The sequence below is a fragment of the Leisingera sp. M527 genome, from assembly GCF_025141525.1.
Taxonomy (GTDB): Bacteria; Pseudomonadota; Alphaproteobacteria; order Rhodobacterales; family Rhodobacteraceae; genus Leisingera.
In genome coordinates this window covers 266,257-292,428 of the sequence record NZ_CP081037.1, presented here as the reverse complement: position 1 = coordinate 292,428, position 26,172 = coordinate 266,257, and the positions used below count along the sequence as shown (strand labels likewise).

The window sequence follows — 26,172 nt, the reverse complement described above, 5'->3', positions numbered from 1 at the left end:
TTCAGGTATCCTTGCTGTTCTTGCCGCGCAGGGTGCCGCGGACGGATTTGACCAGGATCGGCATCGCCGCCAGCACGCACAGGCCCAGAATAGGCCCGATCACATGCGGCTCCCACAACAGGCTCAGATCCGGGTCTTCACCGCGGTCGAACACCGACCCGACTCCGACCCCGATCCAGGTAAAGACGATGGCACCCGGAATAATCCCCGCCGCCGTGGTCCACAGGAAGTTGCGGAATTTCACTCCCACCAGTGCCGGCAGCAGGTTGGCGACAAAAAACGGCACCGCCGGAACCAGCCGCAGCAGCAGCAGCACCTCGACCTCGTTCTCGCGCAGCGCCTGTTTCAGCATCTGCACCCGGCCTTCTGCCGCTTCCATCCTGGCCGTCAGCGCAGCCCCCAGCCCCCAGCGCGCCGCCAGAAAGATGCCCGCCGCACCGATGGTGGCCGAAATCACGTTAACCGCGGTGCCCGCCGCCAGCCCGAACAGGAACCCGCCGGTGACGGAGGCCACCGCCGCACCCGGCAGCGAAAACAGCACGATCACGATATAGAGCCCCATGAACAGCGCCACGAGACCAAGGTAATTCTGATCCCGGAACGCCATCAGCGCCTCGCGGTTGTCGCGCAGCGTGTCAAAACTCAGGTAGTCCTTCAGCGTCACCGCCCCGATCAGTGCCACCACCGCAACGGCAATCAGCGGCAGATGGCGGGCCATGCCCGGCTTGGCCGCAGGCTGATCCTTTGGCTCGGAATCGGTCTTGGGTGTCTCGCTCATGATGCTTATACGTCCGTCTCTGTGGCAGTGCTGTGTAGCTACGTGTTAAATGGCCCGCAGGCGAGGGTGGGCAGCCCTGCCTCACGGCTGCTTGATCACCTGCCCCCGGATTCGTGAGGATTGTGGCAGAATCACTGCCTGGCTGTTACATCCGCCCTGCCCGGAGGCTGTTCCGGTGCGGTTTTTGGCAGAAATGTTGCACATCTCTCCGAAAACCCGTGCCGCAGGGTTTGACTTACCCGCCGTTCCCTCCTAAAGACCGGGCTTCGAGATAGACCCCCGGGAGGCGATTCCGCGCCCTGCCCGAAGATACAATGTGGAGACCGGAGCGATGAAACGCACCTATCAGCCTTCGAACCTGGTTCGTAAACGCCGCCACGGCTTCCGTGCGCGCATGGCCACCAAAGCTGGCCGCAAGATCCTGAACGCACGCCGCGCCCGCGGCCGGAAAGAACTGAGCGCATAAGCTCAGTTCCGGTTCTGACGGACATGACACCGCCGGAGGCCCCCAAGGACGGCACTGCTGCCCGAGGGGACACGCCTCCGGCGGTGTCCGTTTGCGCAGCTGATGCGCCAAAGATCGAGGTCATGGCCAAGCGCCGTGATTTCCTTACCTGTGCCCGCCCCCCTGCCCGCAAACAGGGCACCAAGGGCATGATGGTCCAGGGCCGCAACCGCCAGGATGACGGCGGCATCCGCATGGGGTTCACCTGTTCCAAAAAGGTCGGCAATGCCGTCGTCCGCAACCGCGCCAAGCGCCGGCTGCGCGAAGCTGCGCGGATGATTCTGCCCGCACATGGCCGTCCGGGATGGGATTACGTGCTGATCGGCCGCGCCACCGAGACCGCCCAGCGCCCGTTCGAGGAGCTGAAGCGCGACCTGATCTATGCGCTGAAGAAGATCCACACCCCGTAAGCCAGAAATATCCAGGCTCCGCGCATGTTCGCGGGAAGTCCGTGCCAATATGGATGCCGTTTCTCCGGCCGATAGGCCGGACAGCGCCCGACCCTCCCCACGGGAGGGCGCTTGCGCTGCCCTCATTGCCATGCGGCGCAACTCACCTTATCTAACCCGCATGACCCCGCTGGCCCATATCCTCGCCCTGCCTGTGCGCGCCTACCGGCTGCTGTTCAGCCCCTGGGTCGGGTTCAACTGCCGCTACCAGCCCACCTGTTCTGCCTACGCGTTGGAAGCGCTGGAAAAGCATGGCGCGGTCAAGGGCGCCTGGCTTACTGCCCGCCGGATCGGTCGCTGCCACCCCTTCGGCGGCGATGGCTATGACCCGGTGCCCGGCAGCAAGGACTGAAGGCGGAACACCTTTTTTCTTGGCAAAACGCACTTCCTCAGCTAGGGCGCGCCCATGCTTGATGATGATCTGGACGAAATCCACCCGCTGTTTGCCGGCGCCCCCTCGACTACCGAGTTCAAGAAACTCAGGAAGCGTATCGTGCGCTACGCGCGCGAGGCGATCGACCAATACGGCATGGTGGAGCGCCGCACGGACGGCAGCACACCCAAGTGGCTGGTCTGCCTGTCGGGCGGCAAGGACAGCTATACCCTGCTGGCGGTTCTTTATGAGCTGAAGTGGCGCGGCCTGCTGCCCGTCGATCTGCTTGCCTGCAACCTGGATCAGGGCCAGCCCGGTTTTCCGGCCACCGTGCTGCCGGAGTTCCTGAAAAAGATGCGCGTGCCGCACCGGATCGAATATCAGGACACCTATTCCATCGTGATGGACAAGGTTCCGCAGGGCCGGACCTTTTGCGCGCTCTGTTCGCGCCTGCGCCGCGGCAACCTGTACCGCATTGCACGGGAGGAGGGCTGCTCGGCAGTTGTGCTGGGCCATCACCGGGATGACATTCTGGAAACCTTCTTCATGAACCTCTTTCACGGCGGGCGGCTCGCGACCATGCCGCCTAAGCTGGTCAACGAAGAAGGCGACTTGTTCGTGTTCCGTCCGCTGGCCCATGTGGCCGAGGCCGATTGCGAAAAATTCGCCCGTTCCATGAACTATCCGATCATCCCCTGCGACCTGTGCGGCAGCCAGGACGGGCTGCAGCGCCAGCAGGTGAAACAGATCCTGGATCAGTGGGAATCAAACAGCCCGGGCCGCCGCCAGGTGATGTTCCGCGCACTGATGAATGCCCGGCCTTCGCACCTGCTGGATCCGAAACTGTTCGATTTTGCCGGTTTGGAACTGAAGAACCCGGTCTCCGGGCCGGAAATACCGGAAATTCCCAAGCTGCGTTAACTCCCGGGTTAGATCAGCACCCTAGTCTCATGCCGGAACGACTGGCTGCAGACGAAAGGTCTGAGAATGACAAACACGGGATCAGGTCTCCTGGCACGGCTCCGGCAAACCCTTGCCCCGGCACTTTTCGGGCCGCCTGTGCTCGCATTCCTGCCTGCCCTGACCCTGGCCACCTATTGGCTCGGCGGCGAAACCGCGCTGCTGTCAGTGGCGCTTGGCCTGCCGGTGCTGATTGCCGTTGCCGGCGGGTTCAGCAAGCTCGGCGGCGGCGGCTTGCCGCGCGACAGTGTCACCGGCATGATGCTGCGCGACGGGTTCGAGCATGAGACCGCCCGCATCTATGACGAATGCGCGGAAACGGATCTGCGCTCCGCAGTCTTCATCCTGGAACTGGACGAGTATAAAGAACTGGCAGACCGGCACGGGCTTGAGGCCGGCGACCGTATCGTTCAGCACTGCGGCACGCAGATCGCCTCGATCCTGCGCCAGCACGATACCATTGCCCGGATCGGCGACAGCCGCTTTGCCATCTGCCTGGCCCCGACCCTGCAGCTGGATCTGGAATTATGCATCCAGCTGGCCGGCCGGATGCAGACCGCCGCCGAGGAACCTGTGCCGCTGGATGGCACCAACATCTACGTGACCTGCTCCATCGGCTTTTGCCAGCGCAACCGGGCTCCGGGCAAGGCCGGGTCCGACTGGACCGGCGCCGCCGTGACAGCCCTGGCCGAGGCGCAAAGCAATGGGCCGGGCGGCATCCGCGCCTTTTCGGTGGATATGTCCGGGCGCGGCGGAACCCGTTCCAACCTGCGCGAAGAGGCTGCTTCGGCCCTGGAATCCGGTCAGATTCAGGCTTGGTTCCAGCCGCAGATCTGCACCGACACCGGCCGGGTATCCGGGTTCGAGGCGCTGGCCCGCTGGTCGCACCCGGTGCAGGGGCTGATCCCGCCCTCGACCTTCCTGCCCGCGCTGGAGGAAGCCGGGCTGATGGACCGGCTGAGTCAGGTGATGCTTTACAATTCCCTAGTGGCGATCAAGGCCTGGGATGCGGCCGGCGTCCAGGTGCCCTGCGTCGGAGTGAACTTTGCCACCCAGGAGCTGCGCAATCCCGGCCTTGCGGGACGCATCAAATGGGAGCTTGAACGTTTTGAGCTGCCGCCCAGCCGCCTGTGTGTGGAGATCCTGGAAACCGTGATGACCGATCAGCCCGACGACGTGATCACCCGCAACATCCTCGCCCTCAGCGAAATGGGCTGCCACATCGACCTGGATGATTTCGGAACCGGCCATGCCTCCATCGCCGCGGTGCGCCGTTTCAGCATCTCGCGCATCAAAATCGACCGGTCTTTTGTGATGAAGGCGGATCAGGATCCGGAACAGCAAAAATTGATCTCCGCGATCCTTACCATGGCCGAACGGCTGGAGCTGGAAACCCTGGCCGAAGGGGTTGAGACCGCAGGCGAACACGCACTGCTGGCGCAGCTGGGCTGCGGCCATGTGCAGGGCTTCGGCATCGGCCGCCCGATGCCGTTCGACCAGACGCTGGACTGGATCACGTCCCATGAAGCCAAATTGCAGGACACGCCTGTGATCGGCCGCCAGACCCCCTGAATACTCAATTCCTTTGACTTTCTGCTGCACCAGGGCCTTATGCCGCCCCGGCGCACCGCGATTCTGCTTGACCTTTGCGGCCCACCTCTGTTGAACCCCACGTGTCCTTCCCTACACGAGGTGGCAGTCCCCAATGGACGATCAGAACAAAAATCTTATTCTCGCAACCGTACTCAGCTTTCTGGTGATCCTGGGGTGGTACACCTTTTTTCCCCCGCCAGAGCCGGAACAGGCGCCTGATACCGCGGTCAGCGAATCCGCGCCCGCAGGCGATACCGCCCTGGCCCCCAGCGCCTCCGCAGACGCGGTGGCAGAGACCGCCGCGGAAGAGGCCGAAGCCCCCGATGCGCCGCGCGTTGCCATCGATACCGCGCGCCTGGCCGGCAGCATCTCGCTGCAGGGCGGCCGGATCGACGATCTGTCGCTGAAGGACTACCGCGAGACGCTGGACGAAGGGTCTCCGATCGTCAAACTGCTGAAGCCCGTGGGCGATGCCGGCGCCTATTACGCGCTTTACGGCTGGGCGCCGGGTGCGGGCCTGTCGCTGGACGATGTGCCGGGTGCCAACACCATCTGGACCGCGCCGGCAAACGCCGCCCTGTCCACGGACAGCCCCGTCACCCTGACCTGGGACAACGGCAAGGGCCTGACCTTCTCCCGCACCATCGCGGTGGATGAGGATTACATGTTCTCGGTCACCCAGTCGGTGGCCAATGCCTCCGGCGGCAGCGTCGCCCTGGCGCCCTACGGCACCCTGGCCCGCCATGGCCAGCCTGCGGACCTGAAGAACTTCTTCATCCTGCACGAAGGCCTGGTCGGCATGTCGGACGCCGAACTGGCCGAAACCGACTATGACGACATGGCTGATTTCGAGCCCGATCCGCGCGACGGCTCCCGGGCCGAGGTCAAACAGGTCGCAGAGAACGGCTGGATCGGCTTTACCGACCACTACTGGATGTCGACCCTGATCCCCGAACCGGGCCAGGCCTTCCGTTCGATCGCCAAATTCGACGAGCGCCGCGAGATCTATCAGACCGACATCGTTCTGCCGACCCAGACCGTGGCCGACGGCCAGTCGTCCGAGGTCACCACCCGGCTGTTTGCGGGCGCCAAGGAATGGGAAGCCATCCGCGGCTACCAATCCGCAGGCATCCAAGGCTTCCTGGATGTCATCGACTGGGGCTGGTTCTTCTTCCTGACCAAGCCGATGTTCTGGCTGTTGCACAATCTGAACGTGCTGATCGGCAACATGGGCTGGGCGATCATCGGCCTGACCGTGGTGATCAAGATCCTGGTGTTCCCGCTGGCCTATAAATCTTATGCCTCGATGGCCAAGATGAAAGAGCTTCAGCCGGAGATGGAGAAGCTCAAGGAGCGCACCGGCGACGACCGCCAGAAGATGCAAAAGGAGATGATGGAGCTCTACAAGAAGGAAAAGGTGAACCCCGCCGCGGGCTGTCTGCCGATCCTGATCCAGATCCCCATTTTCTTCTCGCTCTACAAGGTGATCTTTGTCACCCTGGAACTGCGCCACGCGCCCTTCTTTGGCCCATTCCAGGACCTCAGCGCGCCGGATCCGACCTCGATCATGAACCTGTTCGGCCTGCTGCCCTTTGCCTCCCCGGCACCGGAAAGCATCATGGCGCTGATCTTCATCGGTATCCTGCCGATCCTGCTCGGCATCTCCATGTGGCTGCAGCAGAAACTGAACCCGGCCCCCACCGATCCGACCCAGCAGATGATCTTTGCCTGGATGCCCTGGGTGTTCATGTTCATGCTCGGCGGCTTTGCCTCCGGCCTGGTGGTCTATTGGATTGCCAACAACACGATCACCTTCAGCCAACAGTATCTGATCATGCGCAGCCACGGCTACAAACCGGACGTGTTCGGCAACATCAAGTCGGGCTTCAAGAAAAAGCCAAAGGCTGACAGCTGATGACGCACCAAGTTACGGACATCTGGCGCCACCCGCTCAAATCCCACGGGCGTGAAGCGCTGGAAAATGTAACCCTGACCGCCGGGCAAACCATGCCCGGCGATCGCGTTTGGGCGGTCGCGCATGAGGTATCCAAGGCGGACGGCTCCGAATGGGCGCCCTGCCAGAACTTCACCCGCGGCTCCAAGGCGCCCGGGCTGATGGCCATCAATGCCCGTCTGGACGATGCCAGCGGCCAGCTGACGCTGACGCACCCGCAGCAGCCTGACCTGACATTCGATCCGGAAAATCCTGCGGATCTGCAACGTTTCCTCGATTGGGAAAAGCCGCTGACGCCGACGGGCCGTGCCGCCTCTGCCCGTATCATCCGGGTGCCGGGCCGCGGCATGACCGATACCCCTTTCCCCTCGGTTACCCTGTGCAACCGGGCCTCTCACCGGGCTGTGGAACAGGCCATCGGCCATGATCTGTCGCCCAAGCGCTGGCGCGGCAACATCTGGTTCGACCTGAATGAGGCTTGGGCCGAAAACGACTGGCTGGGCCGTGAGGTGCAGATCGGCGAGGCTGTTTTTGCGGTACGCGAACGGGTGGTACGCTGCCTGGCGACCACCGCCAACCCCGAAACCGGCGAACGCGACGCCGATACGCTGAAAACCCTGAAAGACAATTGGGGCCACCAGGATTTCTCTGTCTACGCCGAAGTGGTGCGCAGCGGTGAAATCCGTCTTGGCGACGCGGTAAAGGTGCTGTGATGCAAATGCAATTCTCCCTGGCCGAGGCGCCGGATGACATCTCTGCCGAAAAAGGCCGCAAGCTGTTTGCCGGCGAGACCGAGTTCCTGAAGGGCGTGGTCGCGATGAACGGCCTGCCTGATGCCGACCGGCTGGAGGTCTGCTTTGCCGGCCGTTCCAACGTCGGCAAGTCGAGCCTGATCAACGCGCTGACCGGCACCAAGGGCATCGCGCGCGCCTCCAACACACCGGGCCGCACGCAAGAAATCAACTTCTTCACCCAAGGACCTGAGCTGTATCTGGTCGACCTGCCCGGCTATGGCTATGCCAACGCGCCGCTGAAAATCGTGGAGCAATGGCAGAAGCTCTTGAAACGCTACCTGTCAGGCCGCCAGAACCTGCGCCGCGCCTTTGTGCTGATCGACAGCCGCCACGGGATCAAAGCGGTGGACGCCGAGATCATGAAGCTGCTGGACAGCTCTGCCGTTACCTTCCAATGCGTCATGACCAAGGCCGACAAGGTCAAGGAAACGGACCGCGCCAAGGTGCTGGAGCAGGTGAAGGACGCCTTGTCCAAACACCCCGCCGCTTACCCTGAGATCGTCCTGACCTCGTCCGAGAAGGGCGACGGCATCGCCACCCTGCGCTCGATCATCGCCGGGCTGTAACCGCATGCTGCGCTGCTTGTCCTCCTTTCTGGTTGTGATCGCCCTGGCCGTTGCCGGGCTGATCCCGGCCGGCTGGATGCCAAGCTCCACACAGGACGGCAAGGTGCTGCTGGTGATCTGCACCACCGATGGCGTGCAGGAGGCCTGGGTCGATCCGGGCAATGGCGGTTCACATGATCCTGCGGAACCGATGGACGACCGCAGCTGCCCCTTCTCCGGGTTTACCACGGCGGCTTTGCTGCCGGACAGCACGCTGAACCTCAGCCTCGACGCACCGCTGGCCGACCGCTGGTCGCGCGAGGTGTTCACTCATCACAGCGCCGGTTTCCACTGGCGCTATGACGCCCGCGGCCCGCCCGCCGCGGCCTAGGGTCAGCCCCCTTTCATCCGGCCCCGGCACTGGTTGAGCGCGCAGATCCCCCTGCCCGCCACCTGACAGCCGCCCGTCTGCTTTGCTGCATTGGATCAACGCCCGGCGCGTTCTCCCGTGCAGCGATATCTGGACCAGGCCGGATCAATGGGTCCCGACCCTTTCTTCCCCAAATCCCCCAACATACCTGCCGGCACATCTGTGCCCGCCTATTCTGACATGGAGAGTCCCATGGCGACCAGCCGACCGCAATCCGCGGGCCAATCGCGCCCGCTGTCCGAGAAATTCTACTTCGCAGCCTGGCGCTGGCACTTCTATGCCGGCCTGTTTGTGGTGCCGTTCCTGATCATGCTGGCCGTCACTGGCCTGATGATGATGTTCATCACCCAGTTCGACGGCCGCGACGGCGAGACCATCACCGTTACCCAGGGTGCCGCCGAACTCAGCATCGCTGATCAATCCGCCGCCGTGCTGGCCGCCCAGCCCGGCACCATTGCCGAATGGATCGGCCCCAAGGCGCCGGATCTGGCCGCCGTGTTCCGCGTCAAAACCGAAGCTGGCCAGCGTCTGGTGGCACTGAACCAGTACACCGGCGAAGTGATCGAGACATGGGACCGCCGCGCAGGCTGGTATGATCTGGCCGACAACATCCACTCGACCCTGTTGATCGGCGACACCGGCGACCGGCTGATCGAGATCGCCGCGGGCCTTGGCATCGTGCTGGTTCTCACCGGGGTGTACCTGTGGTGGCCGCGCGGCAATGCCGCCAGTGCCTTTGTCCCGAATTTCCGCGCCAAGGGCCGCGCCCTGTGGAAGAACCTGCACGCGGTCACCGGCTTCTGGATGTCGGCACTGCTGGTGATCTTCCTGCTCTCAGGCCTGTCGTGGACCGGCATCTGGGGCGGCCAGATGGTGCAGGCCTGGAGCACCTTCCCGGCAGCAAAATGGGACAAGGTGCCCCTGTCCGACGACATCCACGCCAGCATGAACCACGGCGCCACCAATGATGTGCCCTGGGCGCTGGAGCAGACCCCGATGCCCGCTTCCGGCTCGAACGCCGGGATTACCGGCATTTCCGAAGGCCGGCCTGTGGACGCAGGCAACATTATCGCCCTGGGCCGCGCTTTGGGGATGGAGGGCCGCTTCCGCCTGGCCTATCCCGGCGGAGAAAATGGCGTCTGGACCATCAACCGCGACAGCATGAGCGGCGACGGCGACGATCCTTTCATCGACCGCACCATTCATTTCGACCAGTACAGCGGCAAGATCCTCGCCGATGTGAAGTACCAGGACTACTCCTTGGCCGGCAAGGCAATGGCCGTCAGCATCCCCTTCCACATGGGTCTGATGGGCACCTGGAGCTTCGTGCTGAACGTGGTGTTCTGCCTTGCAGTGATCTTTGTCTGCGTCTCCGGCCTGGTGATGTGGATGAAACGCCGCCCCGCAGGTGCCAGCCGCCTGGCCGCACCGCCGGAACCGGCTGAGATGCCGTTCTGGAAGGGGGCTGCGCTGATTGCGGTGCTGGTCTCGCTGGCCTTCCCGCTGACCGGCCTGCTGCTGCTGGCGGTGCTGGCGATTGACGTGCTGCTGCTGGGCAACCTGCCGGTGCTGAAACGCGCGGTAAGCTGACAGAGCGCCGCCCGGCCTTTAGGCCGGGCGGCATGCCCGCCATTAAACGTGCTGCGCCCCGTTCACCTCAATCTCGGCACCAGAGATATAGGAACTCCCCTCCGAGCACAGGAAATAGATCGCCGAGGCCACCTCCTCGGGCTGACCCAGCCGCTGCATCGGCAGCTTTTCGACAATCTTGTCGGTGCCTGGCGACAGGATAGCAGTCTCCACCTCGCCTGGCGCAATGGCATTGACCCGCACCCCCAAGGGGCCGAAGTCATGCGCCATCTCCCGCGTCAGCGCCGCCAGTGCCGCCTTGGAGGTGGCATAGGCGGCCCCGGCAAAGGGGTGCACCCGGCTGCCTGCAATAGAGGTCACGTTGACGACGGACCCTTTGGCGGCTGCCAGTTCCTCCTTCAACCCCCGCGCCAGCACAACCGAGCTGAAGAAATTCACGTGGAACACTTTGCCCCAATCCATCAGATCGGTGTCCAGCGTGCTGAGCCGCTCGCCGTCCGGCCCCTTGGGCGAGATCCCGGCGTTGTTGACCAGCGCGTCCAAGCGGCCGTCCAGCAGGTCCTGGATCTGGCCCACCGCGTTGATCGTATCCGACGGGTCTGACAGGTCCAGCTGCACGTGGTTTTCCTGGCCGCCGCCCCAAGGGCATTCAGCCGGGAACGGATGCCGCGAGCAGGTGATAACCCGCCAGCCTTCGCGGTTGAAGCGGCGCACCGTCGCATGGCCGATACCGCGGCTGGCGCCAGTCAATAGCAAGGTCTTCTGACGCATCTGTTGATCCTCACAGGAGATTTCCGGGCTGAGCCTACCACCCGCACAGGCAACCGCAATGGCCTCCCGCCGGCGGCGGCGCCCGGCGCGCCGCACGCAACGCTTGGCAGCGGCCCCGGAACCGCCTACACCCTTTTGTCAAAGGAATGATGACAGCGATGAAGACACAAAAGATGAACCGCGACTGGATTGCCACTGCCGAGACCCTCTCAAGCGCCCTGCCCTATCTGCAGCGCTATGACGGGGCCATTGTTGTCATCAAGCTGGGCGGCCACGCCATGGGCAGCGACGAAGCGATGGAGACCTTTGCCCGCGATATCGTGCTGATGCGCCAGGTCGGCGTGAACCCGGTGATCGTCCACGGCGGCGGGCCGATGATCAATGCGATGCTGGAAAAGCTGCAGATCCAGTCTGAGTTCGTCAACGGCAAGCGGGTCACCGATGCCGCCACCATGGAGGTGGTGGAGATGGTTCTGTCCGGCGTCGTCAACAAACGCATCGTGCAGGCGATCAACCGCCAGGGCGGCCGCGCCGTCGGCCTGTCGGGCAAGGACGCCAATCTGATAACCTGCGATCAGGCTGACCCGGATCTGGGTTTTGTCGGCGCCCCGTCCGAATTGGACCCCAAGGTGCTGTACGGTCTGTTTGAAAAAGACATGATCCCGGTGATCGCCCCGATCGGCGCGGGCCGGGAGGGCGAGACCTTCAACATCAATGGCGACACTGCAGCCGGTGCCATCGCCAAGGCGCTGCAGGCTGACCGGCTGCTGCTGCTGACCGATGTGGCGGGCGTCAAAAACGGCAACGGCGACGTGGTGACCGAGCTGAAGGCCGCCGATGTTGATGCAATGACCGCCAGCGGCGTGATTGCCGGCGGGATGATCCCCAAGACCGAAACCGCGCTGGATGCGGTGCGCAACGGCGTGCGCGCCTGCACCATCGTTGACGGGCGGGTTCAGAACTCGGTGCTGCTGGAGCTGTTTACCGATCACGGCGCCGGTTCGATGATCCGCGCCTGACGCGCGCCAGCGGGGGTGTCTGAGGGGCGCTGCCCCTCTTGGCCATTTGGGCCAATTCACCCCGGGGTATTTTTGACCAGAAAGAAGCCGGATGGCAGCGGGCGGCTGCCGCCCGGCCGCTGGCTGCCTTAACTTCCTGGCGCTTTGTAGGCTTTGGCGATGCCGCCGGCCTTCTTCTGAATGGCGGTAAACTCGTCCGAGGTGAAGGCCCGCACGGTTTTCAGGTTGCTGACGGCGCCGCTGGCGCCGGTTGCCATCAGCCCCGCAAGCAGGCCCGATGCGTCGTCAATTGTCACCTGGATCGCAAAATCGCTTTCGCCGGTGGTCACGTAGTAGCTCTCCAAAGTCCCGCCTGCCGCTTCGACAAGGGCGCGGGCTGCCGCCTCGCGGTCACTGGGGCTTTCAACCATCGCTTTCATGGCAGAGGACGTATAGCAGCCGGTTACGATAAATCTTGGCATTCTGACTCTCCCTGGGGAGAAACCTGCCAGCCGCCCATAGGCCCGATGCCGCACAGTCCGGCCCGCATTCCCCCGTGGCCGGATCATACCACAGTCAGGCGTTCCGGCATATGAGCGCGGCCGGCAGCAGGGCTGCACTGGCAGGACGGGTGCCCGGCAAGGCTGGGCTGGGCTGGAGCCAGCGGCTGCCGTTCCGCCGCTTCTGACCGCGCCGGCGGGAAGACGCCGGCAGAACAGAGCAGGACGTTTTTGCACTCTGGCAAGCAGGCTTGCGCTGTTAGGCTCGCGCCAAGCCCCTGAACGGATGCCGCAAATGACCCAGACCGACCTGCCAGACCACCGCGCCCGAGGTGCCCAAGGGGCGCTGTCTTATCCTGAAATCGAAGCTGCCGCCGCGCAGGCCGGGCTTGCGGTTTGCGGTGCCCTGCATCCCGCGCGGCAGCCCGTCAAAGCGCTGGAAGATGGCACATTGATCCTGCTGGGAACCGCCGCCGCTTTCTGGCCCGCCTTCAAGATCAGTCCTGAGTACCGCGACGGTGCCCCGCACCCGGTGGACCGCTGGTCCGAGCGGGTGGTCAGCGCCCTGGCCCAGGACTTGCGCGGCAGCGCCTATTTCCCCTTTGGCGGGCCGCCCTACACGCCTTTCATCAATTGGGCGCTGGCGTCGGGCCGGTTTTTCACATCCCCGTCACAGATGATGGTGCATGATCGCGCCGGCATGCTGATATCCTTGCGGGGGGGCCTTCATTTCAAACAGGAAATTGACATTCCCCCTCCGCCTTTGGCAGAGTCTCCCTGCCGCAGCTGCCACTCCCGCCCCTGTCTCAGCGCCTGTCCCGTCAGCGCATTGGCAGACGGCGGCCCCTACGATCTGGCAGCCTGCCATGACTATCTCGATACTCCCGCCGGCACCGGCTGCATGGCAGGCGGCTGTCTGGCCCGCCGCGCCTGCCCGCTAAGCCGCAACGCCGGCCGCGACCCGGAACAAACCGCACATCACATGAGGCATTTTCACCCCCAATGACCTGCACCCTGATCCTGACCCGCCATGCAAAATCCGCCTGGGACGCCAATGTCCCCAGCGATCACGCCCGAACGCTGAACAAACGAGGACGCCGGTCTGCCCCGGCCATCGCCGCCTGGTTGCGGGACAAAGGGTATGTGCCGGATCAAGTGATCTCATCCTCTGCGCAACGCACCCGCGAAACCTGCGAACTGATGGAGCTGGGCGTGCCTGCGCGATTCACCGAACGTCTGTATCACGCCAATTCGGAAATGATGTTCAAGGTGCTGATTGAGGCGGAACAGCCGCGGGTCATGCTGATCGGGCACAACCCCGGCATCGCCGCCTTTGCTCATTCGATCGTCTCCAGCCCGCCGGATCATTCGCGGTTCGACGATTACCCGACCGGCGCAACGCTGGTGGCGGAATTCGACATCAGCAGCTGGAAGGATCTAAGCTGGAGCAGCGGCAGGGCGGTCGATTTCGCCGTTCCGCGCGAGCTGCTGGGCGAATAACCCCTGCGGCAAGGCAGCGCATCCCGCGCGGGAGGCCTCTGGCCGCCCAGCGGCCCGGCGCCTAGGTTGCCAAACGACAATTACCGGACTGGAGACCGTCATGCACCGCCGTACCCTGCTGCTGGCCGCAGCCGCCCTCCCCCTCACTGCCCTGCCGGGATTTGCCACGGCAGCGGAGACCATACGCATCATGAAGTCACCCTCCTGCGGGTGCTGCACGGCCTGGGCCGATCACCTGGCCGCTGCCGGTTTCACGACCGAGGTGCGCAATGTAGCGGACGAGAACCTGTGGGCGATGAAAGAACGGCTCGGCGTCACCGGCGATCTGGCGTCCTGCCACACCGCGATGGCCGGGCCTTATGTGATCGAAGGCCATGTCCCGGCCAGCGACATCCAGCGGCTGCTGGCGGAACGGCCTGCGGCGCTGGGGCTGACCGTGCCGGGGATGCCAATCGGCTCGCCGGGGATGGAAATGGACGGGGAGCGGGAGGCATTCGATACCCTGCTGATCCTGGGTGATGGCACAACAGAGGTGTTCGCAAGCCACTCCTGACTATGGAACCCTGAACGAGAATAAGGCCGGGCAAACGCCCGGCCTTTCAGTGTCACGGTACTGGCGCCTTAGTGGCCCAGGATCTGGCTGAGGAACAGTTTGGTGCGTTCGCTCTTCGGGTTGTTGAAGAACTCTTCCGGCTCGTTCTGCTCCACGATCTGACCTGCGTCCATAAAGATCACCCGGTTCGCCACCTGACGGGCAAAGCCCATCTCATGGGTCACGCACAGCATGGTCATGCCTTCTTCGGCCAGTTCGATCATGGTGTCGAGCACCTCTTTGATCATCTCCGGGTCCAGCGCCGAGGTCGGCTCATCGAACAGCATGATGCGCGGCATCATGCAAAGCGAGCGCGCAATCGCCACACGCTGCTGCTGGCCGCCCGACAGCTGACCGGGGTATTTGTCGGCCTGCTCCGGGATCTTCACCTTCTCCAGGAAATGCATCGCCCGCTCTTCGGCTTCTTTCTTGGGCGTTTTGCGGACCCAGATCGGCGCCAGGGTGCAGTTCTCCAGAATGGTCAGATGCGGGAACAGGTTGAAGTGCTGGAACACCATGCCAACCTCGGAACGGATCTTGTCGATGTTCTTAAGGTCATTTGACAAGACGGTGCCATCCACCTCGATCCTGCCCTGCTGATGCTCTTCCAGGGCGTTCAAACAGCGGATCAGGGTGGATTTACCCGAACCGGACGGGCCGGCAATGACGATACGCTCGCCCTGGTTCACCGTCAGGTTGATGTCGCGCAGCACATGGAAAGACCCGTACCACTTGTTCATGTTGGAGATTTCGATGGCGACCTCATCGCTCACCTGCATCTTGGAACGGTCGATTTGACGGTCGGTCATAAGTTCAGACATATGTTGAACTCCTTAACGGTGGCCAGTCTGAAGCTTGCGCTCCAGATACATGGAATAGCGGGACATGGAGAAGCAGAAGACGAAGAACAACAGGGCGATAAAGCCGTAAAGTTCCCAGACGATGCCGTTCCAGTTGGAGTCCGCGCGAATGGCGTTCGACAGGCCCAGAGGGTCCAGAAGCCCGATGATCGAGACCAGCGTGGTGTCCTTGAACACCCCGATGAAGGTCGAAACGATGCCGGGGATCGAGATCTTCAGCGCCTGCGGCATGATGATCAGCCGCTGCGCCTGCCAGTAGTTGAGGCCGAGTGAATCAGCGCCCTCATACTGGCCGCGGGGCAAGGCTGCCAGGCCGCCGCGGATCACTTCGGCCATATAGGCCGCGGCAAACAGCGTGACCATGATCAGCACCCGCAGGATGATGTCGAAATTGGTTCCCGGCGGCATGAAGATGTTCAGCAGGGTCGAAGCCACAAACAACAGCGTGATCAGCGGCACACCCCGGATGAACTCGATAAAGCCCACGCAGATGTATTTGACGATCAGCAGATCCGACTGGCGGCCCAGCGCCAGAACGATGCCGATCGGCAAGGAGCAGGCGATGGCCACAACACCGATGGTCACCGACAGCATGAAGCCGCCGAACTTGCGGCTTTCCACCGCTTCGATGCCGACGGGCAGGATCGAATCCAGCGCCCCCGTGACCGGCGCCGCCAGCAGCGTCCACCAGATAACAGCCATGGCAACGCCCAGGATCACGCCCAGAAGTGTGCTCAGCGCTTCTGCGGCGAATTTGTAGACCAGCCCGCCGATGACAAAACCTGCCAGCGCGGCAATCGGCATCCAGATGGTTCCGCCCCACAAAAGCCAGGGGAAGATGAACGGGTAAAGCGCCGAAAAGATCAGCAGTTTCGACGGCACCCGGTCCGAGAACAGCACCGGAGCCAGTGCCGCGCCCAGCAGGACAAATGCGGCAACCGGGCGCCAGTACAGATGGCTTGGGTAGAAGCCGAAGATCAGCTGGACCCAGCGTTCCTTGATCACGCCCCAGCAGGCGCCATGGGCATCGCCATGGCCTGCTGCGGCCAGCGTTTCACGGCAATTGGACAGCGAGGTGCCATCCCAGGTGGGCGACAGGATCCAGGGAACAATGGCGGCCAGCACGAAATAGACCGCAGCAAGGGACGCGATGGTCAGGATCGAGTTGAACCAGTTGGAAAACAGGTTATGCCGCGCCCAGCCGATCACCCCGACCTCAGAGGCGGGCGGATCCTGCTCGGGAAGCATTTCGGTGCGGACAAATCCGATATCAGACATCTCAGCGCTCCTTCAGCTTCACGGCTTCGTTGTACCAGTTCATGACCCCGGAAATGGTCAGCGAGATCGCCAGATACACCACCATCAGCAACAGAACGCATTCCAGCTCGCGCCCTGTCTGGTTCATGGTGATGCCGCCCAGGGTGCCGGTGATGTCCATATAACCCACGGCAATCGCCAGCGACGAGTTCTTGGTCAGGTTCAGATAGTTGGAGATCAGCGGCGGGATGATCACCCGCAGCGCTTGCGGCAGAACCACCAGCGACATGATCTTGTTGGAGCGCAGGCCCAGGGCCTCGGCGGCTTCGGTCTGGCCCTTGGAGATCGCCATGATCCCCGCGCGCACGATTTCCGCGATGAAGGCGGCAGTGTACAGCGACAGCGCCAGCCACAACGCGATCAGCGAGTTGCGCATGTGGGTGCCGCCCTGGAAGTTAAAGCCCTTCAGCTCAGGGTAGCCCAGGTGAAAACCCAGCACAGCCAGCAGGATCACCATCGGCACCACCACCACGGCGGTGCGCACATGCCAGGTCACCGGGCGGTCGCCGGTGGCTTCCTGGATGCGGTCCGCACGCCGGCGGATCTTGATCGAGGCAAACAGGCTGAGGCCCAGCACCGCCAGAATGGCAATCAGGTCCAGGCTGACGTCAAACCGCAGCGAGGCATCGCCAAACAGATGCGCATCGCCCAGCGAACGCGAGAACAACGGCTCGGGGATGTAGACACCCCGGTTGGTCACGGCAACGCTGTCCATCAGGCTGAGCGTGGCTTCGGGATTTTCACCCCGGAACGCCCGTGGCGCTGGCAGGGTTTCGATCAGGATCGCCATCACAAAAACGATCCACAACAGCACCGGCACGTTGCGGAACAGCTCGACGTAGATCGTCATCAGGCGCGCCACCAGCCAGTTCGACGACAGCCGCAGAACGCCGATGATCACACCCAGGATGGTGGCCGTGACACAGCCCAGAAACGCAACAACCAGCGTATTCAGAAGCCCCATCAGCGCGGCCCGCAAATGGCTGTCGCGCGAGGTGTACTCCAGCAGGCGCTGGTTGATATCATAGCCGGCCGGTTCGGTGAAGAAACCGAAGTCGAAAGCCTTATCCTGCGCCGCCAGGTTGCTCATTGTGTTGTTGATAAGCCAGGCTGCCAAAAGCATGAACCCGAACATGGCGATGACCTGGATGGTCCCCGACCGGTAACGGGTATCGTAAAGGAGCATAGACAGCCGGAACTGCTCCTTTGGAGGGTCAGTTAACGTTGACATATAGTGTGATCCCCTGGGCTCCGGCAGTCTGTCCTGGCGGGGTTGTCCCCGCTCCGCAGCGCTCCGGAGCTTATTTTCTGATAGGAAAAGGGCGCAGGAAACTCCTGCGCCCTTTCCGATGGTCTGTTTAGCGGAACGGCGGTGCGTACAGCAGGCCGCCTTCGGTCCACTGTGCGTTCAGGCCGCGGGCCAGGCCGACCGGGGTGTCTTCACCGATGTTCTTGGCAAAGATTTCACCGTAGTTGCCCTGCGAGGCGATTGCCTTCTGGGCCCAGGCGGCGTCCAGGCCAAGCATCTCGCCCAGGGTGCCTTCGCTGCCCAGCAGGCGGTTGATTTCCGGGTTCTCGGTGCCGGCGGACATTTCGCTCAGGTTGGCCGATGTGATGCCCAGCTCTTCAGCTGCGATCAGCGAGTTCAGGGTCCAGCGGACAACGTCGCCCCACTCGTGGTCGCCGTGGCGGACCAGCGGGCCCAGCGGCTCCTTGGAGATGATTTCCGGCAGCAGCACATGCGCGCCCGGATCATCAAAGGTGGCACGGGTTGCAGCCAGACCGGAGGCGTCGGTGGTGTAAACGTCGCAGGCGCCAGCCAGATACTGCTGCTGCGCTTCGGCGTTGGTTTCGATCGGAACCGGCTCGTAAGAGATGTTGTTGGAGCGGAAGAAGTCCGCCAGGTTCAGCTCGGTGGTGGTGCCGGTCTGGATGCAGACGGTGGCGCCGTCCAGTTCCTTGGCCGAGGACACGCCCAGCTCTTTCGGGACCATGAAGCCCTGGCCGTCATAATAGTTGACGCCGGTGAATTCGAACTTCAGGTCGACATCGCGGCTGAAGGTCCAGGTTGTGTTGCGGGCCAGCACGTCAATCTCGCCGGACGCCAGCGCGGTAAAGCGGGTCTTGCCGGTGGTCGGCACGAATTCAACAGCAGTCGAGTCGCCCAGCACAGCTGCAGCCACAGCCCGGCACACGGCAACGTCGAAACCTTCCCATTCCCCGTTTGCATTCGGAGCCGCAAAGCCGACCAGGCCGACGGTGACGCCGCAGTTAAGCTTGCCGCGCGCCTTAACATCGTCCAGCGTTCCGGCAGAAGCAGCGCCAGCCGCAAGACCGGCAAAAGCCATTGCGCCCAAAAGTACGGATTTTTTCATTTTTACCTCTTCCTGATAACCCGCCATTCGGCGGAATAGCCCGCCATTCAGCGGTTCTTATTAACCGGCGATCCCCCGCCGGAATTGAGACTGAAGAAGGGTTTACCCCTTTTTCGCGCCCAAGTGTGGGCGCATTCATCAACAAACGTCAAGGGTGGGATCAGGAAATTCGATGCGCGGCATACGCACAGATTGCCCGTGAGTAAATTTATTTACGCCGCACGGGGTCATTCGGTAATTTTCTGTTCTCTCAGGAGAAATCGTAAAACCGCTTGGCGTGCAGAAATTCCTGCCGCTTCACCTCTGCCGCAGCCTGGGCGTCCTCGTCGACACCCCATTGCTCTGCCTGCCAGCGCTCATCCAGACGCGACAGTTGCCAGATCTCATCGGCACTCCGCCAGCCCTGCGCAGCAGCAAAGCCAAGGATCAAAGAGCCGGAAATCCCTACCAAATCATGGAAAGCCGCCAGCTGGAACGGTGTCATCGCATGCACCTTTTCCGCCAGCGCCGCCAGTGCCGCGGTCTCCTGCGGCTGGTGCAGAATGCCGGTCCTGGGCTGCAGCTGCACGCCCAGCGCCCCTGCTGCCCAGTCCAGCGCCGGGTCCCATTCCTGCGCCTGACGCAACGTCAACTCAACCGGCGCGTCGGCGCGGTAGCACAGCAGGTCGGAATCGCCATATTCAGCCAGCATGGCCGCAACTTCGCTGTGCTGATGTGTCACCTTGTCAATCGCGGCATTGGCAGAGCGGGTACAAGGCATGGTTCCGGGGTCTACTGATTCGGTCTGCGCGTCCCATTCCGCGGCGATGGCGTCCCCCATGGCCCGGGTCGGCACCGCCAGCGGCGCCTTGGCCGGCGTTTTCACCCGGCGCCCGTCAAGCTCCACCGCAAACCCGTTTTCGGTCTGCACAACCGAGACGTCTTTCCAGAACCGTTTCTGTGCCCAGCCGCTCATCTCTTACACCTTCCAAATCTCTGCCAGCAGCGGGCGCAGCTCCGCGAAATCGCGGATCAGGTAATCGGCGCCCAATGTCTCTGCCGGGTGGTATCCCCAAGGCACGGCGATGGTGGTGACCCCCGCTGCGCGCCCCATTTCAATGTCGAACCGCGTGTCGCCGATCATCACGGTGCTGGCACGGTCCACCCCGGTTTCCGCCATCGCCGTCAGCACCATCGACGGGTGCGGCTTGGACGGGTGGTGATCAGCCACTTGCCGGGTCACGAAACACTCCAGCCGATGCGCTGCGATCAAGGCGTCCACCCCGCGCTGCGATTTACCGGTGGCGACTCCCAGCAGGTATTCCGGAACTGCGTTCAGTTCCGCCAGCGCTTCGCGCGCACCGGGATAAAGCGGCGAATGCGCAGCCCCGGCAGCTTGCCGAGCCAGCATGTAAGAGGACTTGTACCCCTCCACCAGCGCGTCAACCGTCACGGTATCCTGGTCCGGCGCCAGCTCCTTCATCGCCAAGGGCAGCGACAGGCCGACAATCGACAGGATTGCCGCGCGCGGCGGCACTGGCAGGCCAACACCGTCAAAGGCTTCGGCCATCGCACCGGTGATCGCGCCCTGGCTGTCCGCCAGGGTGCCATCCACATCAAACAGGATCAGCCGCAGCGGTGAACTCACTTCAGATCCTCAAACGGGTCATCCGCCGCCAGATCCTCGCTCCAGCCGAAGGTGTCCCAGCTCTCTTTCATGTGATCAGGCAAAGGCGCCACAACCGAGACATTCTTGTGGGTCACCGGATGTTCGAACACCATGCGGCGGGCGTGCAAATGCAGCTTCTTCGAGATCACGCCGCCAAACTGCGCGCCCCAGCCGTCGCCCAGGTTTTCCTGCCCCGAGCCGCCGTATTTTCCGTCCCCGGCAATCGGATGGCCCATGCCCGACATATGCGCCCGCAGCTGATGGGTGCGCCCCGTAATGGGCTCCATCGCCACCCAGGCCGCGCGGCTGGCCACCCGGTAGAGCGTGGCATAAAGCGTATGCGCCCGCTTGGCGCCGAATGTCTCGTCGATGTCCTGCGGATGCACGTTGATCATCTTCTCGCCTTCGCCGCTCTTGCCGTGGCCCGGCGCCTTCACCAGCCCGTTCTTGATCTCGCCCAGATACGGCGTCGGCACGCCGGCCACCAAGGCCCAATAGATCTTGCGGGTGTTCTTGTGGCGGAACGCAGCGGTCAGCCCCTGCGCCGCCTTGCGGTTGCGCGCCAACACCAGAATGCCGGAGGTATCCTTGTCGATCCGATGCACCAGCTTGGGCTTTTCCTCCAGCCCGAACTTCAGCGCTTCCGCCAGCCCGTCCACATGTTTGGTGGTGCCCGAGCCGCCCTGCACTGCCAGGCCCGCAGGCTTGTTCAGCACGATCACATCGTCGTCCCGGTAAATCACGCAATCCTGGATCATCCTGGCATCAGCATCCGAGATCTTCATCTCGCGCGGCGCGGCAGGTTTCAGATCACTGTCCGCCAGCGGCGGCACCCGCACCACCTGCCCGGTCTCAACCCGGGTATTGGCCTTGACGCGCCCGCCGTCCAGCCGCAGCTCGCCCTTGCGGCACATCTTTTCGATGCGGCCCTGGTTCACATGCGGAAACAACCGCCGCAGCCAGCGGTCAATGCGCTGGCCGCCATCGTCTTCGCTGACGGTAATCATCTGAACGCCGCTCATGCGAACACTCCTCTTGCGGCCATCAGGCCCAGAAACAAACCGCCCACGGACAATCCAACGGACAGAACAACATAAAGCGCGGCCTGCCCGAAGGCGCCGCGCTCGATCAGGTTGGCGGTCTCCAAGGAGAACGCCGAGAAGGTGGTGAACCCGCCCAGAAGCCCGGTCATCACCAAGGGGCTGAGGTGGGTCAGCCCGCGCATCGCCGCAGCAACCACAAACATCCCCATCAGAAAGGAGCCGATCACGTTGACGGTGATCACCGCCACCGGAAAGTCATGGTGCCCCAGAACCCGGATGATGCCCAGCCCGGCCAGATAGCGGCACACCGCCCCGATTGCGCCGCCAAGGGCCACCATGGAAACCGAAGAAATCATCCCCGTCCTGTCGCCGGCACAGGCAGGGATGTCAAGTTTTGCCCGTATTGCACGGCGCGCAGAGCTGACGCTGTCCGCCCCTTCCTCTTGCCAAAAATATCCCCGCCGGAGGCAGCGGCTTTGCAGGCAAAGCCGCTTTACTTGTTCCGCTTCAGCCTGAGGTTCGCAAAATAGTCCGTACGCCGCTTCAGCTCGCGTTCGAAACCCCGCTCCACCGGCTGATACAGCACCGGGCGCTTGACCCCATCAGGGAAGTAGTTCTGACCGGAAAACCCGTCCTCGGCGTCATGGTCATAGGCATAGCCATCGCCGTATCCTTGCTCCGACATCAGCTTGGTCGGCGCGTTCAGGATGTGCTTGGGCGGCGGCGCGCTGCCGGTGGTCTTGGCCAGACGGCGGGCGGCCTTGATGCCCACATAGACCGCATTGGATTTCGGCGCCAGCGCTAGATATACAGCGGCATTGGCCAACGCCAGTTCGCCCTCCGGACTGCCGAGCCGCTCGTAAGTCTGCCAGGCATTAAGACAGACAGTATTGGCCTGCGGGTCGGCCATGCCGATGTCCTCGGTCGACATCATCGTGAGCCGCCGGGCCAGGAAGCGGGGATCCTCGCCGCCCTCCAGCATCCGCGCCAGCCAGTACAATGCCGCATCCGGGTCCGAGCCGCGGATTGATTTGTGCAGGGCGGAAATCAGGTTGTAATGCTCATCCCCGGATTTGTCGAACTTGGCCGCTCGGCGCATCAGCCGCGTAGCCAGCGCCTCCCGCCCCAGGGAGGCCTCCACCTTCCAGGCGGCAACCTGCTCGATCAGGTTCAGCAGCGCCCGCCCGTCGCCATCAGCCATCTCATGCAGCGCGTCTCGGGCATCGCCTGACAACGGCAAAGCCCGGCCCAGTTCCTTCTCGGCGCGCTGGGTCAGGCGTTCGAGGTCCGCCAGCGACAGACGCTCCAGCACCAAAACCTGGCTGCGCGACAGTACAGCCGCGTTCAGCTCAAACGAGGGGTTCTCGGTTGTCGCCCCCACCAGCAGGATAGTGCCATCCTCCATATGCGGCAGGAAGCCGTCCTGCTGGGCCTTGTTGAAACGGTGGATCTCGTCGACGAACAGCAGTGTGCCCTGGCCGTTCTGGCGGCGGATCTTGGCGGCCTCAAAGACCTTGCGCAGCTCCGGCACCCCGGTGAAGATCGCCGAAATCTGCACAAAATGCAGGTCGGTCTCCTGCGCCAGCAGCCGCGCGATGGTGGTCTTGCCCACCCCCGGCGGCCCCCAGAAAATCAACGACGACAGCGAGCCGGACGCCAGCATCACCCCCAGCGGCGCCTCCGGCCCCAGCACCTGTTGCTGGCCGATCACCTCCGCCAGCGACTGCGGCCGCAGCCGGTCGGCCAGCGGCCGGTTTGGCTGCGGCGCATCGCTGTCTGCAGTCGCAGGGCTGCCGAACAGATCCGCCATCAGGTCCGGAACCGCAGGGTGACACGCTGGCCGCGCCGGTTCAGGTCCAGCTGAATCCAGCGGCCGCTGTTTGCCAGAATTGCATAGACGTCATCGGTGCTGGCAACAGGCTGGCCATTCACCGCCAAGAGTGCGTCGCCGGGCTGCACCCCGCCGCGTCCGGCATAGGGGCCAGGGTCCGTCACCACCACGCCTTCGGCCGACAGGGGCAGGCCGAGGCGCGCAATCACCTGCGGATTGATGCGCGCCACGGTCAGGCCGGGCAATGCCGTGTCTTCATCCAGCTGCACCGGATTTGCGGGCGGCTGATCAGGTGCCACGATCATCGGCACCGCAATCTCTTCCCGCTCAGCACCGCGCAGCCGGGTGATCGCGGACATGCCGTCCAGTCCCGCGACAGACATGCGGAACACCATCTCGGACGGTGAATTCACCACTTCGCCATCCACATGGGTGATCACATCGCCCACCTTGAATCCCGCCTTGGCAAAAGGGCTTTCAGCATGCAGGTCGGAAATCACCATGCCCTCGGGCACGTCCATCTCCAGCGAGGCTGCCAGATCGGCATCCACTGGCTGCCCGGCCATGCCGGCCCAAGGGCGCTGGAACTCTTCCGCGCCTTTGCGGGCCTGATTGACGAACTCCGTCACCAGGTTTGCAGGGATCGCAAAGCCGATGCCGTTGGAACCGCCGGAACGGGACAGGATGCGGGTGTTGATGCCGATAAGGTCGCCGTTCACGTCGATCAGCGCTCCGCCCGAATTGCCCGGATTGATCGGCGCGTCGGTCTGGATGTAGTAGCCAAAGCCGTCGCCTGCCCCCATGCCGGTGCGGGCAAGCCCTGAAATGATGCCGCTGCTGACGGTCTGGCCAACCCCGAAGGGGTTGCCGATCGCCAGCGCCAGCTCACCCACCTCGACCTGGTCGCTGTCGCGCAGGTCCAGATGCGGCAGGCCTTCGGCCTCTTCCAGCTGCAGGATTGCCAGGTCGCTGGCCTTGTCGCCCAGGATCACCCGCGCATTGTATTCGCGCCGGTCAGAGGTCACCACGCGGATTTCGGTGGCGCTGCCGACAACATGGTAATTGGACACAACGATGCCATCCGCCGACAGGATCACGCCCGAACCCAGCGAGTTCTCCACCCGCGGCTGCGGCTTGGCAAAGCCCCGGAAGAAATCATCGAAGAACGGATCATTCATGAACGGCGATCGGCGGCGCTGCTGCACCTGGCGCACCACTTTGGCGTAGATGTTGACTACTGCCGGCGAGGCTTCCTTGACCAAAGGCGCAAAGCCGAGGGTTATTTCCGCCTGGTTCTGCGGCACACGGGTTTCTGCCACAGCCGGCAAGGCAAGAACAATGGCAAGGGCGGTCAGGGCTGGGCGGATCATGGGCGCTCCGTTTGTTACTGCCCGAAGGATATGCGGAGCGCGCACGCGGATTGCAAGGCGGGAGACGTATAAGAACAAAGGGACGCCGCCCCGCAAGTTGCCGCCACAGGGGCGCTGCCCCTCTTGGCCTTGCGGCCAATTCACCCCGGGGTATTTAGGACCAGAAAGAAGCAGACGGCCGGCAAGGCGCATCAGGCCTTCTTCCTTGCCGGCATCCTCACAGCCCCTTTGCGGCATCAGGCCTGTGCCAGGCTCGGTGCAGCAGCCTGTGCCGCATGGGCACGCCGCGCGGTGACAGCTTCTGCCAGCGCCTCCAGCTCATGTACTGTATCCTCCCAGCCCAGGCAGCCGTCGGTAACCGACTGCCCGTAAGTGAGGTCCCCTTTGCCAAGGTCCTGACGGCCCGCCACCAGATGGCTTTCCACCATCACCCCGGTGATGCGGCTGTCGCCGTCGGCGATCTGGCCCGCTACATCGCGCAGCACAGCGGGCTGCTTCATGGGATCCTTGCCGCTGTTGGCATGGCTGGCGTCGATCATCACATGACCGCGGATGCCGTCCTTTTCCGCCAGCCTGCAGGCCGCATCGACCGAGGCCGCGTCATAATTGGTGCCGCCGCCGCCGCGCAGGATCAAGTGGCAGTCCGGGTTGCCGCTGGTCGCCGCAATTGCCGCGCGGCCTGATTTGGCCAATGCCATGAAATGATGCGGATGCGCCGCCGAGCGCACCGCGTCCACTGCGATCTGCAGATTGCCGCGTGTGCCGTTCTTGAACCCCACCGGGCAGCTGAGGCCTGAGGCCATCTCGCGGTGAATCTGGCTTTCGGTGGTGCGGGCGCCGATGGCCGCCCAGGCCACCAGATCCGAGATGTATTGCGGCACCGCGGTGTCCAGAAACTCAGTTCCGACCGGCAGGCCCAGGCTGTTGATGTCCAGGCACAGTCGGCGTGCTGCACCCAGGCCTTCGTTGATGCGGAACGAGCCGTCGAGGCCGGGATCATTGATCAGCCCTTTCCAGCCCGAGATGGTGCGGGGTTTCTCGAAATAGACCCGCATCACAACCTCCAGCTCACCCGCCAGCCGGTCGCGCAGCGGTACCAGCCGTTCGGCATACTCCATTGCCGCCTTGGGGTCGTGAATCGAACAGGGGCCGACCACAGCGACAACACGGTCATCGCGATCATGCAGCACATCCTGGATCGCTGTGCGGCTGGCCAGCACGGTATCTGTGGCCGCCGCCGTACTGGGCAGCTGGGATGCGAGGTCTTCGGGCGAGATCAGTTCCTGCATGCCGGTGATGCGGAGGTTTTCGGTCTGGGGTGTCATGTTTCAGCTTCCTTGGCGGGTGGCCCTTGGCGCTGCGGCGGATACGAAAAAAACCGCCGGCTGCTGCGGGC

General features: G+C 63.4%; 28 protein-coding genes. 14 read left to right on the top strand and 14 right to left on the bottom strand.

Features of this window, described 5'->3' with window-relative positions; translation table 11 throughout:
- Position 1: 1 nt before the first annotated feature.
- A complete protein-coding gene (locus K3555_RS01540; RefSeq protein WP_237456822.1) occupies positions 2-778 on the bottom strand; it encodes a TVP38/TMEM64 family protein in 777 nt (258 codons plus the stop codon).
- A 331-nt stretch (positions 779-1,109) separates the two neighbouring features.
- Here K3555_RS01540 and rpmH point away from each other — a divergent pair, with 331 nt between their 5' ends.
- The 10 genes from rpmH to K3555_RS01490 all read left to right on the top strand — a co-directional run bounded on the left by rpmH (position 1,110) and on the right by K3555_RS01490 (position 9,971).
- On the top strand, positions 1,110-1,244 hold the full coding sequence (rpmH, locus tag K3555_RS01535) for a 50S ribosomal protein L34 (RefSeq protein ID WP_008554144.1): 135 nt from the start codon (positions 1,110-1,112) through the stop codon (positions 1,242-1,244).
- Positions 1,245-1,267: 23 nt separating this feature from the next.
- Entirely contained in the window at positions 1,268-1,693 is a 426-nt protein-coding gene (rnpA, locus tag K3555_RS01530) for a ribonuclease P protein component (protein WP_260007119.1), read from the top strand.
- A 160-nt stretch (positions 1,694-1,853) separates the two neighbouring features.
- Positions 1,854-2,084: a membrane protein insertion efficiency factor YidD gene (gene yidD / locus K3555_RS01525; protein ID WP_260007118.1), complete on the top strand. Its 231-nt coding sequence runs from the start codon at positions 1,854-1,856 to the stop codon at positions 2,082-2,084.
- Between the two features lie 54 nt (positions 2,085-2,138).
- The gene (gene ttcA, locus K3555_RS01520) at positions 2,139-3,026 is read left to right on the top strand and encodes a tRNA 2-thiocytidine(32) synthetase TtcA (protein ID WP_260007117.1); all 888 of its coding nucleotides are present in this window, start codon (positions 2,139-2,141) and stop codon (positions 3,024-3,026) included.
- Positions 3,027-3,092: 66 nt separating this feature from the next.
- Positions 3,093-4,637: a bifunctional diguanylate cyclase/phosphodiesterase gene (locus tag K3555_RS01515; protein ID WP_259995135.1), complete on the top strand. Its 1,545-nt coding sequence runs from the start codon at positions 3,093-3,095 to the stop codon at positions 4,635-4,637.
- Positions 4,638-4,770: 133 nt separating this feature from the next.
- Positions 4,771-6,573 carry a membrane protein insertase YidC gene (yidC, locus tag K3555_RS01510; protein ID WP_260007116.1) on the top strand — a complete coding sequence of 601 codons (1,803 nt, stop codon included), beginning with the start codon at positions 4,771-4,773 and terminating at the stop codon, positions 6,571-6,573.
- Entirely contained in the window at positions 6,573-7,325 is a 753-nt protein-coding gene (locus K3555_RS01505) for an MOSC domain-containing protein (RefSeq protein ID WP_260007115.1), read from the top strand. The genes yidC and K3555_RS01505 overlap by 1 nt, the downstream gene beginning before the upstream one ends.
- Entirely contained in the window at positions 7,325-7,972 is a 648-nt protein-coding gene (yihA, locus tag K3555_RS01500) for a ribosome biogenesis GTP-binding protein YihA/YsxC (RefSeq protein ID WP_259989379.1), read from the top strand. Before K3555_RS01505 ends, yihA begins: the two co-directional genes overlap by 1 nt.
- 4 nt (positions 7,973-7,976) lie before the next feature.
- Positions 7,977-8,342 carry a DUF2946 family protein gene (locus K3555_RS01495; protein WP_260007114.1) on the top strand — a complete coding sequence of 122 codons (366 nt, stop codon included), beginning with the start codon at positions 7,977-7,979 and terminating at the stop codon, positions 8,340-8,342.
- Positions 8,343-8,573: 231 nt separating this feature from the next.
- Positions 8,574-9,971: a PepSY domain-containing protein gene (locus K3555_RS01490; RefSeq protein ID WP_260007113.1), complete on the top strand. Its 1,398-nt coding sequence runs from the start codon at positions 8,574-8,576 to the stop codon at positions 9,969-9,971.
- A gap of 42 nt (positions 9,972-10,013) precedes the next feature.
- Here the strand turns inward: K3555_RS01490 and K3555_RS01485 are convergent, their stop codons facing one another.
- Entirely contained in the window at positions 10,014-10,742 is a 729-nt protein-coding gene (locus K3555_RS01485; protein WP_129372188.1) for an SDR family NAD(P)-dependent oxidoreductase, read from the bottom strand.
- 158 nt (positions 10,743-10,900) lie between these two features.
- Between K3555_RS01485 and argB the strand changes: the two genes are divergently transcribed.
- Positions 10,901-11,761, top strand: a complete 861-nt coding sequence (gene argB, locus K3555_RS01480; RefSeq protein ID WP_259989373.1) for an acetylglutamate kinase — start codon at positions 10,901-10,903, stop codon at positions 11,759-11,761.
- A 128-nt stretch (positions 11,762-11,889) separates the two neighbouring features.
- On the opposite strand, the gene K3555_RS01475 is transcribed toward argB, so the two are convergent.
- Positions 11,890-12,222 (bottom strand): GYD domain-containing protein, encoded by a 333-nt coding sequence (locus K3555_RS01475; protein WP_259995141.1) that lies wholly within the window; start codon positions 12,220-12,222, stop codon positions 11,890-11,892.
- Positions 12,223-12,535: 313 nt separating this feature from the next.
- Here K3555_RS01475 and K3555_RS01470 point away from each other — a divergent pair, with 313 nt between their 5' ends.
- The 3 genes from K3555_RS01470 to K3555_RS01460 all read left to right on the top strand — a co-directional run bounded on the left by K3555_RS01470 (position 12,536) and on the right by K3555_RS01460 (position 14,293).
- Positions 12,536-13,246, top strand: coding sequence for a ferredoxin (locus tag K3555_RS01470; protein ID WP_260007112.1), 711 nt, complete (start codon positions 12,536-12,538; stop codon positions 13,244-13,246).
- On the top strand, positions 13,243-13,740 hold the full coding sequence (locus K3555_RS01465) for a histidine phosphatase family protein (protein ID WP_260007111.1): 498 nt from the start codon (positions 13,243-13,245) through the stop codon (positions 13,738-13,740). Before K3555_RS01470 ends, K3555_RS01465 begins: the two co-directional genes overlap by 4 nt.
- Before the next feature lie 100 nt (positions 13,741-13,840).
- A complete protein-coding gene (locus K3555_RS01460) occupies positions 13,841-14,293 on the top strand; it encodes a DUF411 domain-containing protein (protein WP_260007110.1) in 453 nt (150 codons plus the stop codon).
- Between the two features lie 68 nt (positions 14,294-14,361).
- Here K3555_RS01460 and K3555_RS01455 read toward each other — a convergent pair whose 3' ends face one another.
- From K3555_RS01455 to K3555_RS01405, 11 genes are all read right to left on the bottom strand, one after another.
- Positions 14,362-15,153 carry an amino acid ABC transporter ATP-binding protein gene (locus K3555_RS01455; RefSeq protein ID WP_311198476.1) on the bottom strand — a complete coding sequence of 264 codons (792 nt, stop codon included), beginning with the start codon at positions 15,151-15,153 and terminating at the stop codon, positions 14,362-14,364.
- 12 nt (positions 15,154-15,165) lie between these two features.
- On the bottom strand, positions 15,166-16,470 hold the full coding sequence (locus K3555_RS01450; RefSeq protein WP_260007109.1) for an amino acid ABC transporter permease: 1,305 nt from the start codon (positions 16,468-16,470) through the stop codon (positions 15,166-15,168).
- Position 16,471: 1 nt separating this feature from the next.
- Positions 16,472-17,740 carry an amino acid ABC transporter permease gene (locus K3555_RS01445; RefSeq protein ID WP_259989361.1) on the bottom strand — a complete coding sequence of 423 codons (1,269 nt, stop codon included), beginning with the start codon at positions 17,738-17,740 and terminating at the stop codon, positions 16,472-16,474.
- Positions 17,741-17,867: 127 nt separating this feature from the next.
- Positions 17,868-18,884, bottom strand: coding sequence for an amino acid ABC transporter substrate-binding protein (locus tag K3555_RS01440; RefSeq protein WP_259989359.1), 1,017 nt, complete (start codon positions 18,882-18,884; stop codon positions 17,868-17,870).
- Between the two features lie 250 nt (positions 18,885-19,134).
- Positions 19,135-19,839 (bottom strand): ATP12 family chaperone protein, encoded by a 705-nt coding sequence (locus K3555_RS01435; RefSeq protein ID WP_260007108.1) that lies wholly within the window; start codon positions 19,837-19,839, stop codon positions 19,135-19,137.
- A 3-nt stretch (positions 19,840-19,842) separates the two neighbouring features.
- Positions 19,843-20,511, bottom strand: coding sequence for an HAD-IA family hydrolase (locus tag K3555_RS01430; RefSeq protein ID WP_260007107.1), 669 nt, complete (start codon positions 20,509-20,511; stop codon positions 19,843-19,845).
- Complete coding sequence (locus tag K3555_RS01425) at positions 20,508-21,554, bottom strand: RluA family pseudouridine synthase (protein ID WP_260007106.1); 1,047 nt, start codon at positions 21,552-21,554, stop codon at positions 20,508-20,510. The genes K3555_RS01430 and K3555_RS01425 overlap by 4 nt, the downstream gene beginning before the upstream one ends.
- A complete protein-coding gene (gene crcB / locus K3555_RS01420) occupies positions 21,551-21,931 on the bottom strand; it encodes a fluoride efflux transporter CrcB (RefSeq protein WP_259989352.1) in 381 nt (126 codons plus the stop codon). The genes K3555_RS01425 and crcB overlap by 4 nt, the downstream gene beginning before the upstream one ends.
- Positions 21,932-22,068: 137 nt before the next feature.
- A complete protein-coding gene (locus K3555_RS01415) occupies positions 22,069-23,385 on the bottom strand; it encodes a replication-associated recombination protein A (protein ID WP_259995160.1) in 1,317 nt (438 codons plus the stop codon).
- Entirely contained in the window at positions 23,385-24,776 is a 1,392-nt protein-coding gene (locus K3555_RS01410) for a trypsin-like peptidase domain-containing protein (protein ID WP_259995162.1), read from the bottom strand. Before K3555_RS01410 ends, K3555_RS01415 begins: the two co-directional genes overlap by 1 nt.
- A 236-nt stretch (positions 24,777-25,012) precedes the next feature.
- Positions 25,013-26,101 carry a 3-deoxy-7-phosphoheptulonate synthase gene (locus K3555_RS01405; RefSeq protein ID WP_260007105.1) on the bottom strand — a complete coding sequence of 363 codons (1,089 nt, stop codon included), beginning with the start codon at positions 26,099-26,101 and terminating at the stop codon, positions 25,013-25,015.
- Positions 26,102-26,172: the final 71 nt, after the last annotated feature.

What these genes read in the sequence shown, in the direction of transcription:
- K3555_RS01540 (WP_237456822.1), bottom strand. Translation starts at nt 778, where the DNA reads ATGAGCGAGACACCCAAGACCGATTCCGAGCCAAAGGATCAGCCTGCG.
- rpmH (WP_008554144.1), top strand. Translation starts at nt 1,110, where the DNA reads ATGAAACGCACCTATCAGCCTTCGAACCTGGTTCGTAAACGCCGCCAC.
- rnpA (WP_260007119.1), top strand. Translation starts at nt 1,268, where the DNA reads ATGACACCGCCGGAGGCCCCCAAGGACGGCACTGCTGCCCGAGGGGAC.
- yidD (WP_260007118.1), top strand. Translation starts at nt 1,854, where the DNA reads ATGACCCCGCTGGCCCATATCCTCGCCCTGCCTGTGCGCGCCTACCGG.
- ttcA (WP_260007117.1), top strand. Translation starts at nt 2,139, where the DNA reads ATGCTTGATGATGATCTGGACGAAATCCACCCGCTGTTTGCCGGCGCC.
- K3555_RS01515 (WP_259995135.1), top strand. Translation starts at nt 3,093, where the DNA reads ATGACAAACACGGGATCAGGTCTCCTGGCACGGCTCCGGCAAACCCTT.
- yidC (WP_260007116.1), top strand. Translation starts at nt 4,771, where the DNA reads ATGGACGATCAGAACAAAAATCTTATTCTCGCAACCGTACTCAGCTTT.
- K3555_RS01505 (WP_260007115.1), top strand. Translation starts at nt 6,573, where the DNA reads ATGACGCACCAAGTTACGGACATCTGGCGCCACCCGCTCAAATCCCAC.
- yihA (WP_259989379.1), top strand. Translation starts at nt 7,325, where the DNA reads ATGCAAATGCAATTCTCCCTGGCCGAGGCGCCGGATGACATCTCTGCC.
- K3555_RS01495 (WP_260007114.1), top strand. Translation starts at nt 7,977, where the DNA reads ATGCTGCGCTGCTTGTCCTCCTTTCTGGTTGTGATCGCCCTGGCCGTT.
- K3555_RS01490 (WP_260007113.1), top strand. Translation starts at nt 8,574, where the DNA reads ATGGCGACCAGCCGACCGCAATCCGCGGGCCAATCGCGCCCGCTGTCC.
- K3555_RS01485 (WP_129372188.1), bottom strand. Translation starts at nt 10,742, where the DNA reads ATGCGTCAGAAGACCTTGCTATTGACTGGCGCCAGCCGCGGTATCGGC.
- argB (WP_259989373.1), top strand. Translation starts at nt 10,901, where the DNA reads ATGAAGACACAAAAGATGAACCGCGACTGGATTGCCACTGCCGAGACC.
- K3555_RS01475 (WP_259995141.1), bottom strand. Translation starts at nt 12,222, where the DNA reads ATGCCAAGATTTATCGTAACCGGCTGCTATACGTCCTCTGCCATGAAA.
- K3555_RS01470 (WP_260007112.1), top strand. Translation starts at nt 12,536, where the DNA reads ATGACCCAGACCGACCTGCCAGACCACCGCGCCCGAGGTGCCCAAGGG.
- K3555_RS01465 (WP_260007111.1), top strand. Translation starts at nt 13,243, where the DNA reads ATGACCTGCACCCTGATCCTGACCCGCCATGCAAAATCCGCCTGGGAC.
- K3555_RS01460 (WP_260007110.1), top strand. Translation starts at nt 13,841, where the DNA reads ATGCACCGCCGTACCCTGCTGCTGGCCGCAGCCGCCCTCCCCCTCACT.
- K3555_RS01455 (WP_311198476.1), bottom strand. Translation starts at nt 15,153, where the DNA reads ATGTCTGAACTTATGACCGACCGTCAAATCGACCGTTCCAAGATGCAG.
- K3555_RS01450 (WP_260007109.1), bottom strand. Translation starts at nt 16,470, where the DNA reads ATGTCTGATATCGGATTTGTCCGCACCGAAATGCTTCCCGAGCAGGAT.
- K3555_RS01445 (WP_259989361.1), bottom strand. Translation starts at nt 17,740, where the DNA reads ATGTCAACGTTAACTGACCCTCCAAAGGAGCAGTTCCGGCTGTCTATG.
- K3555_RS01440 (WP_259989359.1), bottom strand. Translation starts at nt 18,884, where the DNA reads ATGAAAAAATCCGTACTTTTGGGCGCAATGGCTTTTGCCGGTCTTGCG.
- K3555_RS01435 (WP_260007108.1), bottom strand. Translation starts at nt 19,839, where the DNA reads ATGAGCGGCTGGGCACAGAAACGGTTCTGGAAAGACGTCTCGGTTGTG.
- K3555_RS01425 (WP_260007106.1), bottom strand. Translation starts at nt 21,554, where the DNA reads ATGAGCGGCGTTCAGATGATTACCGTCAGCGAAGACGATGGCGGCCAG.
- crcB (WP_259989352.1), bottom strand. Translation starts at nt 21,931, where the DNA reads ATGATTTCTTCGGTTTCCATGGTGGCCCTTGGCGGCGCAATCGGGGCG.
- K3555_RS01415 (WP_259995160.1), bottom strand. Translation starts at nt 23,385, where the DNA reads ATGGCGGATCTGTTCGGCAGCCCTGCGACTGCAGACAGCGATGCGCCG.
- K3555_RS01410 (WP_259995162.1), bottom strand. Translation starts at nt 24,776, where the DNA reads ATGATCCGCCCAGCCCTGACCGCCCTTGCCATTGTTCTTGCCTTGCCG.
- K3555_RS01405 (WP_260007105.1), bottom strand. Translation starts at nt 26,101, where the DNA reads ATGACACCCCAGACCGAAAACCTCCGCATCACCGGCATGCAGGAACTG.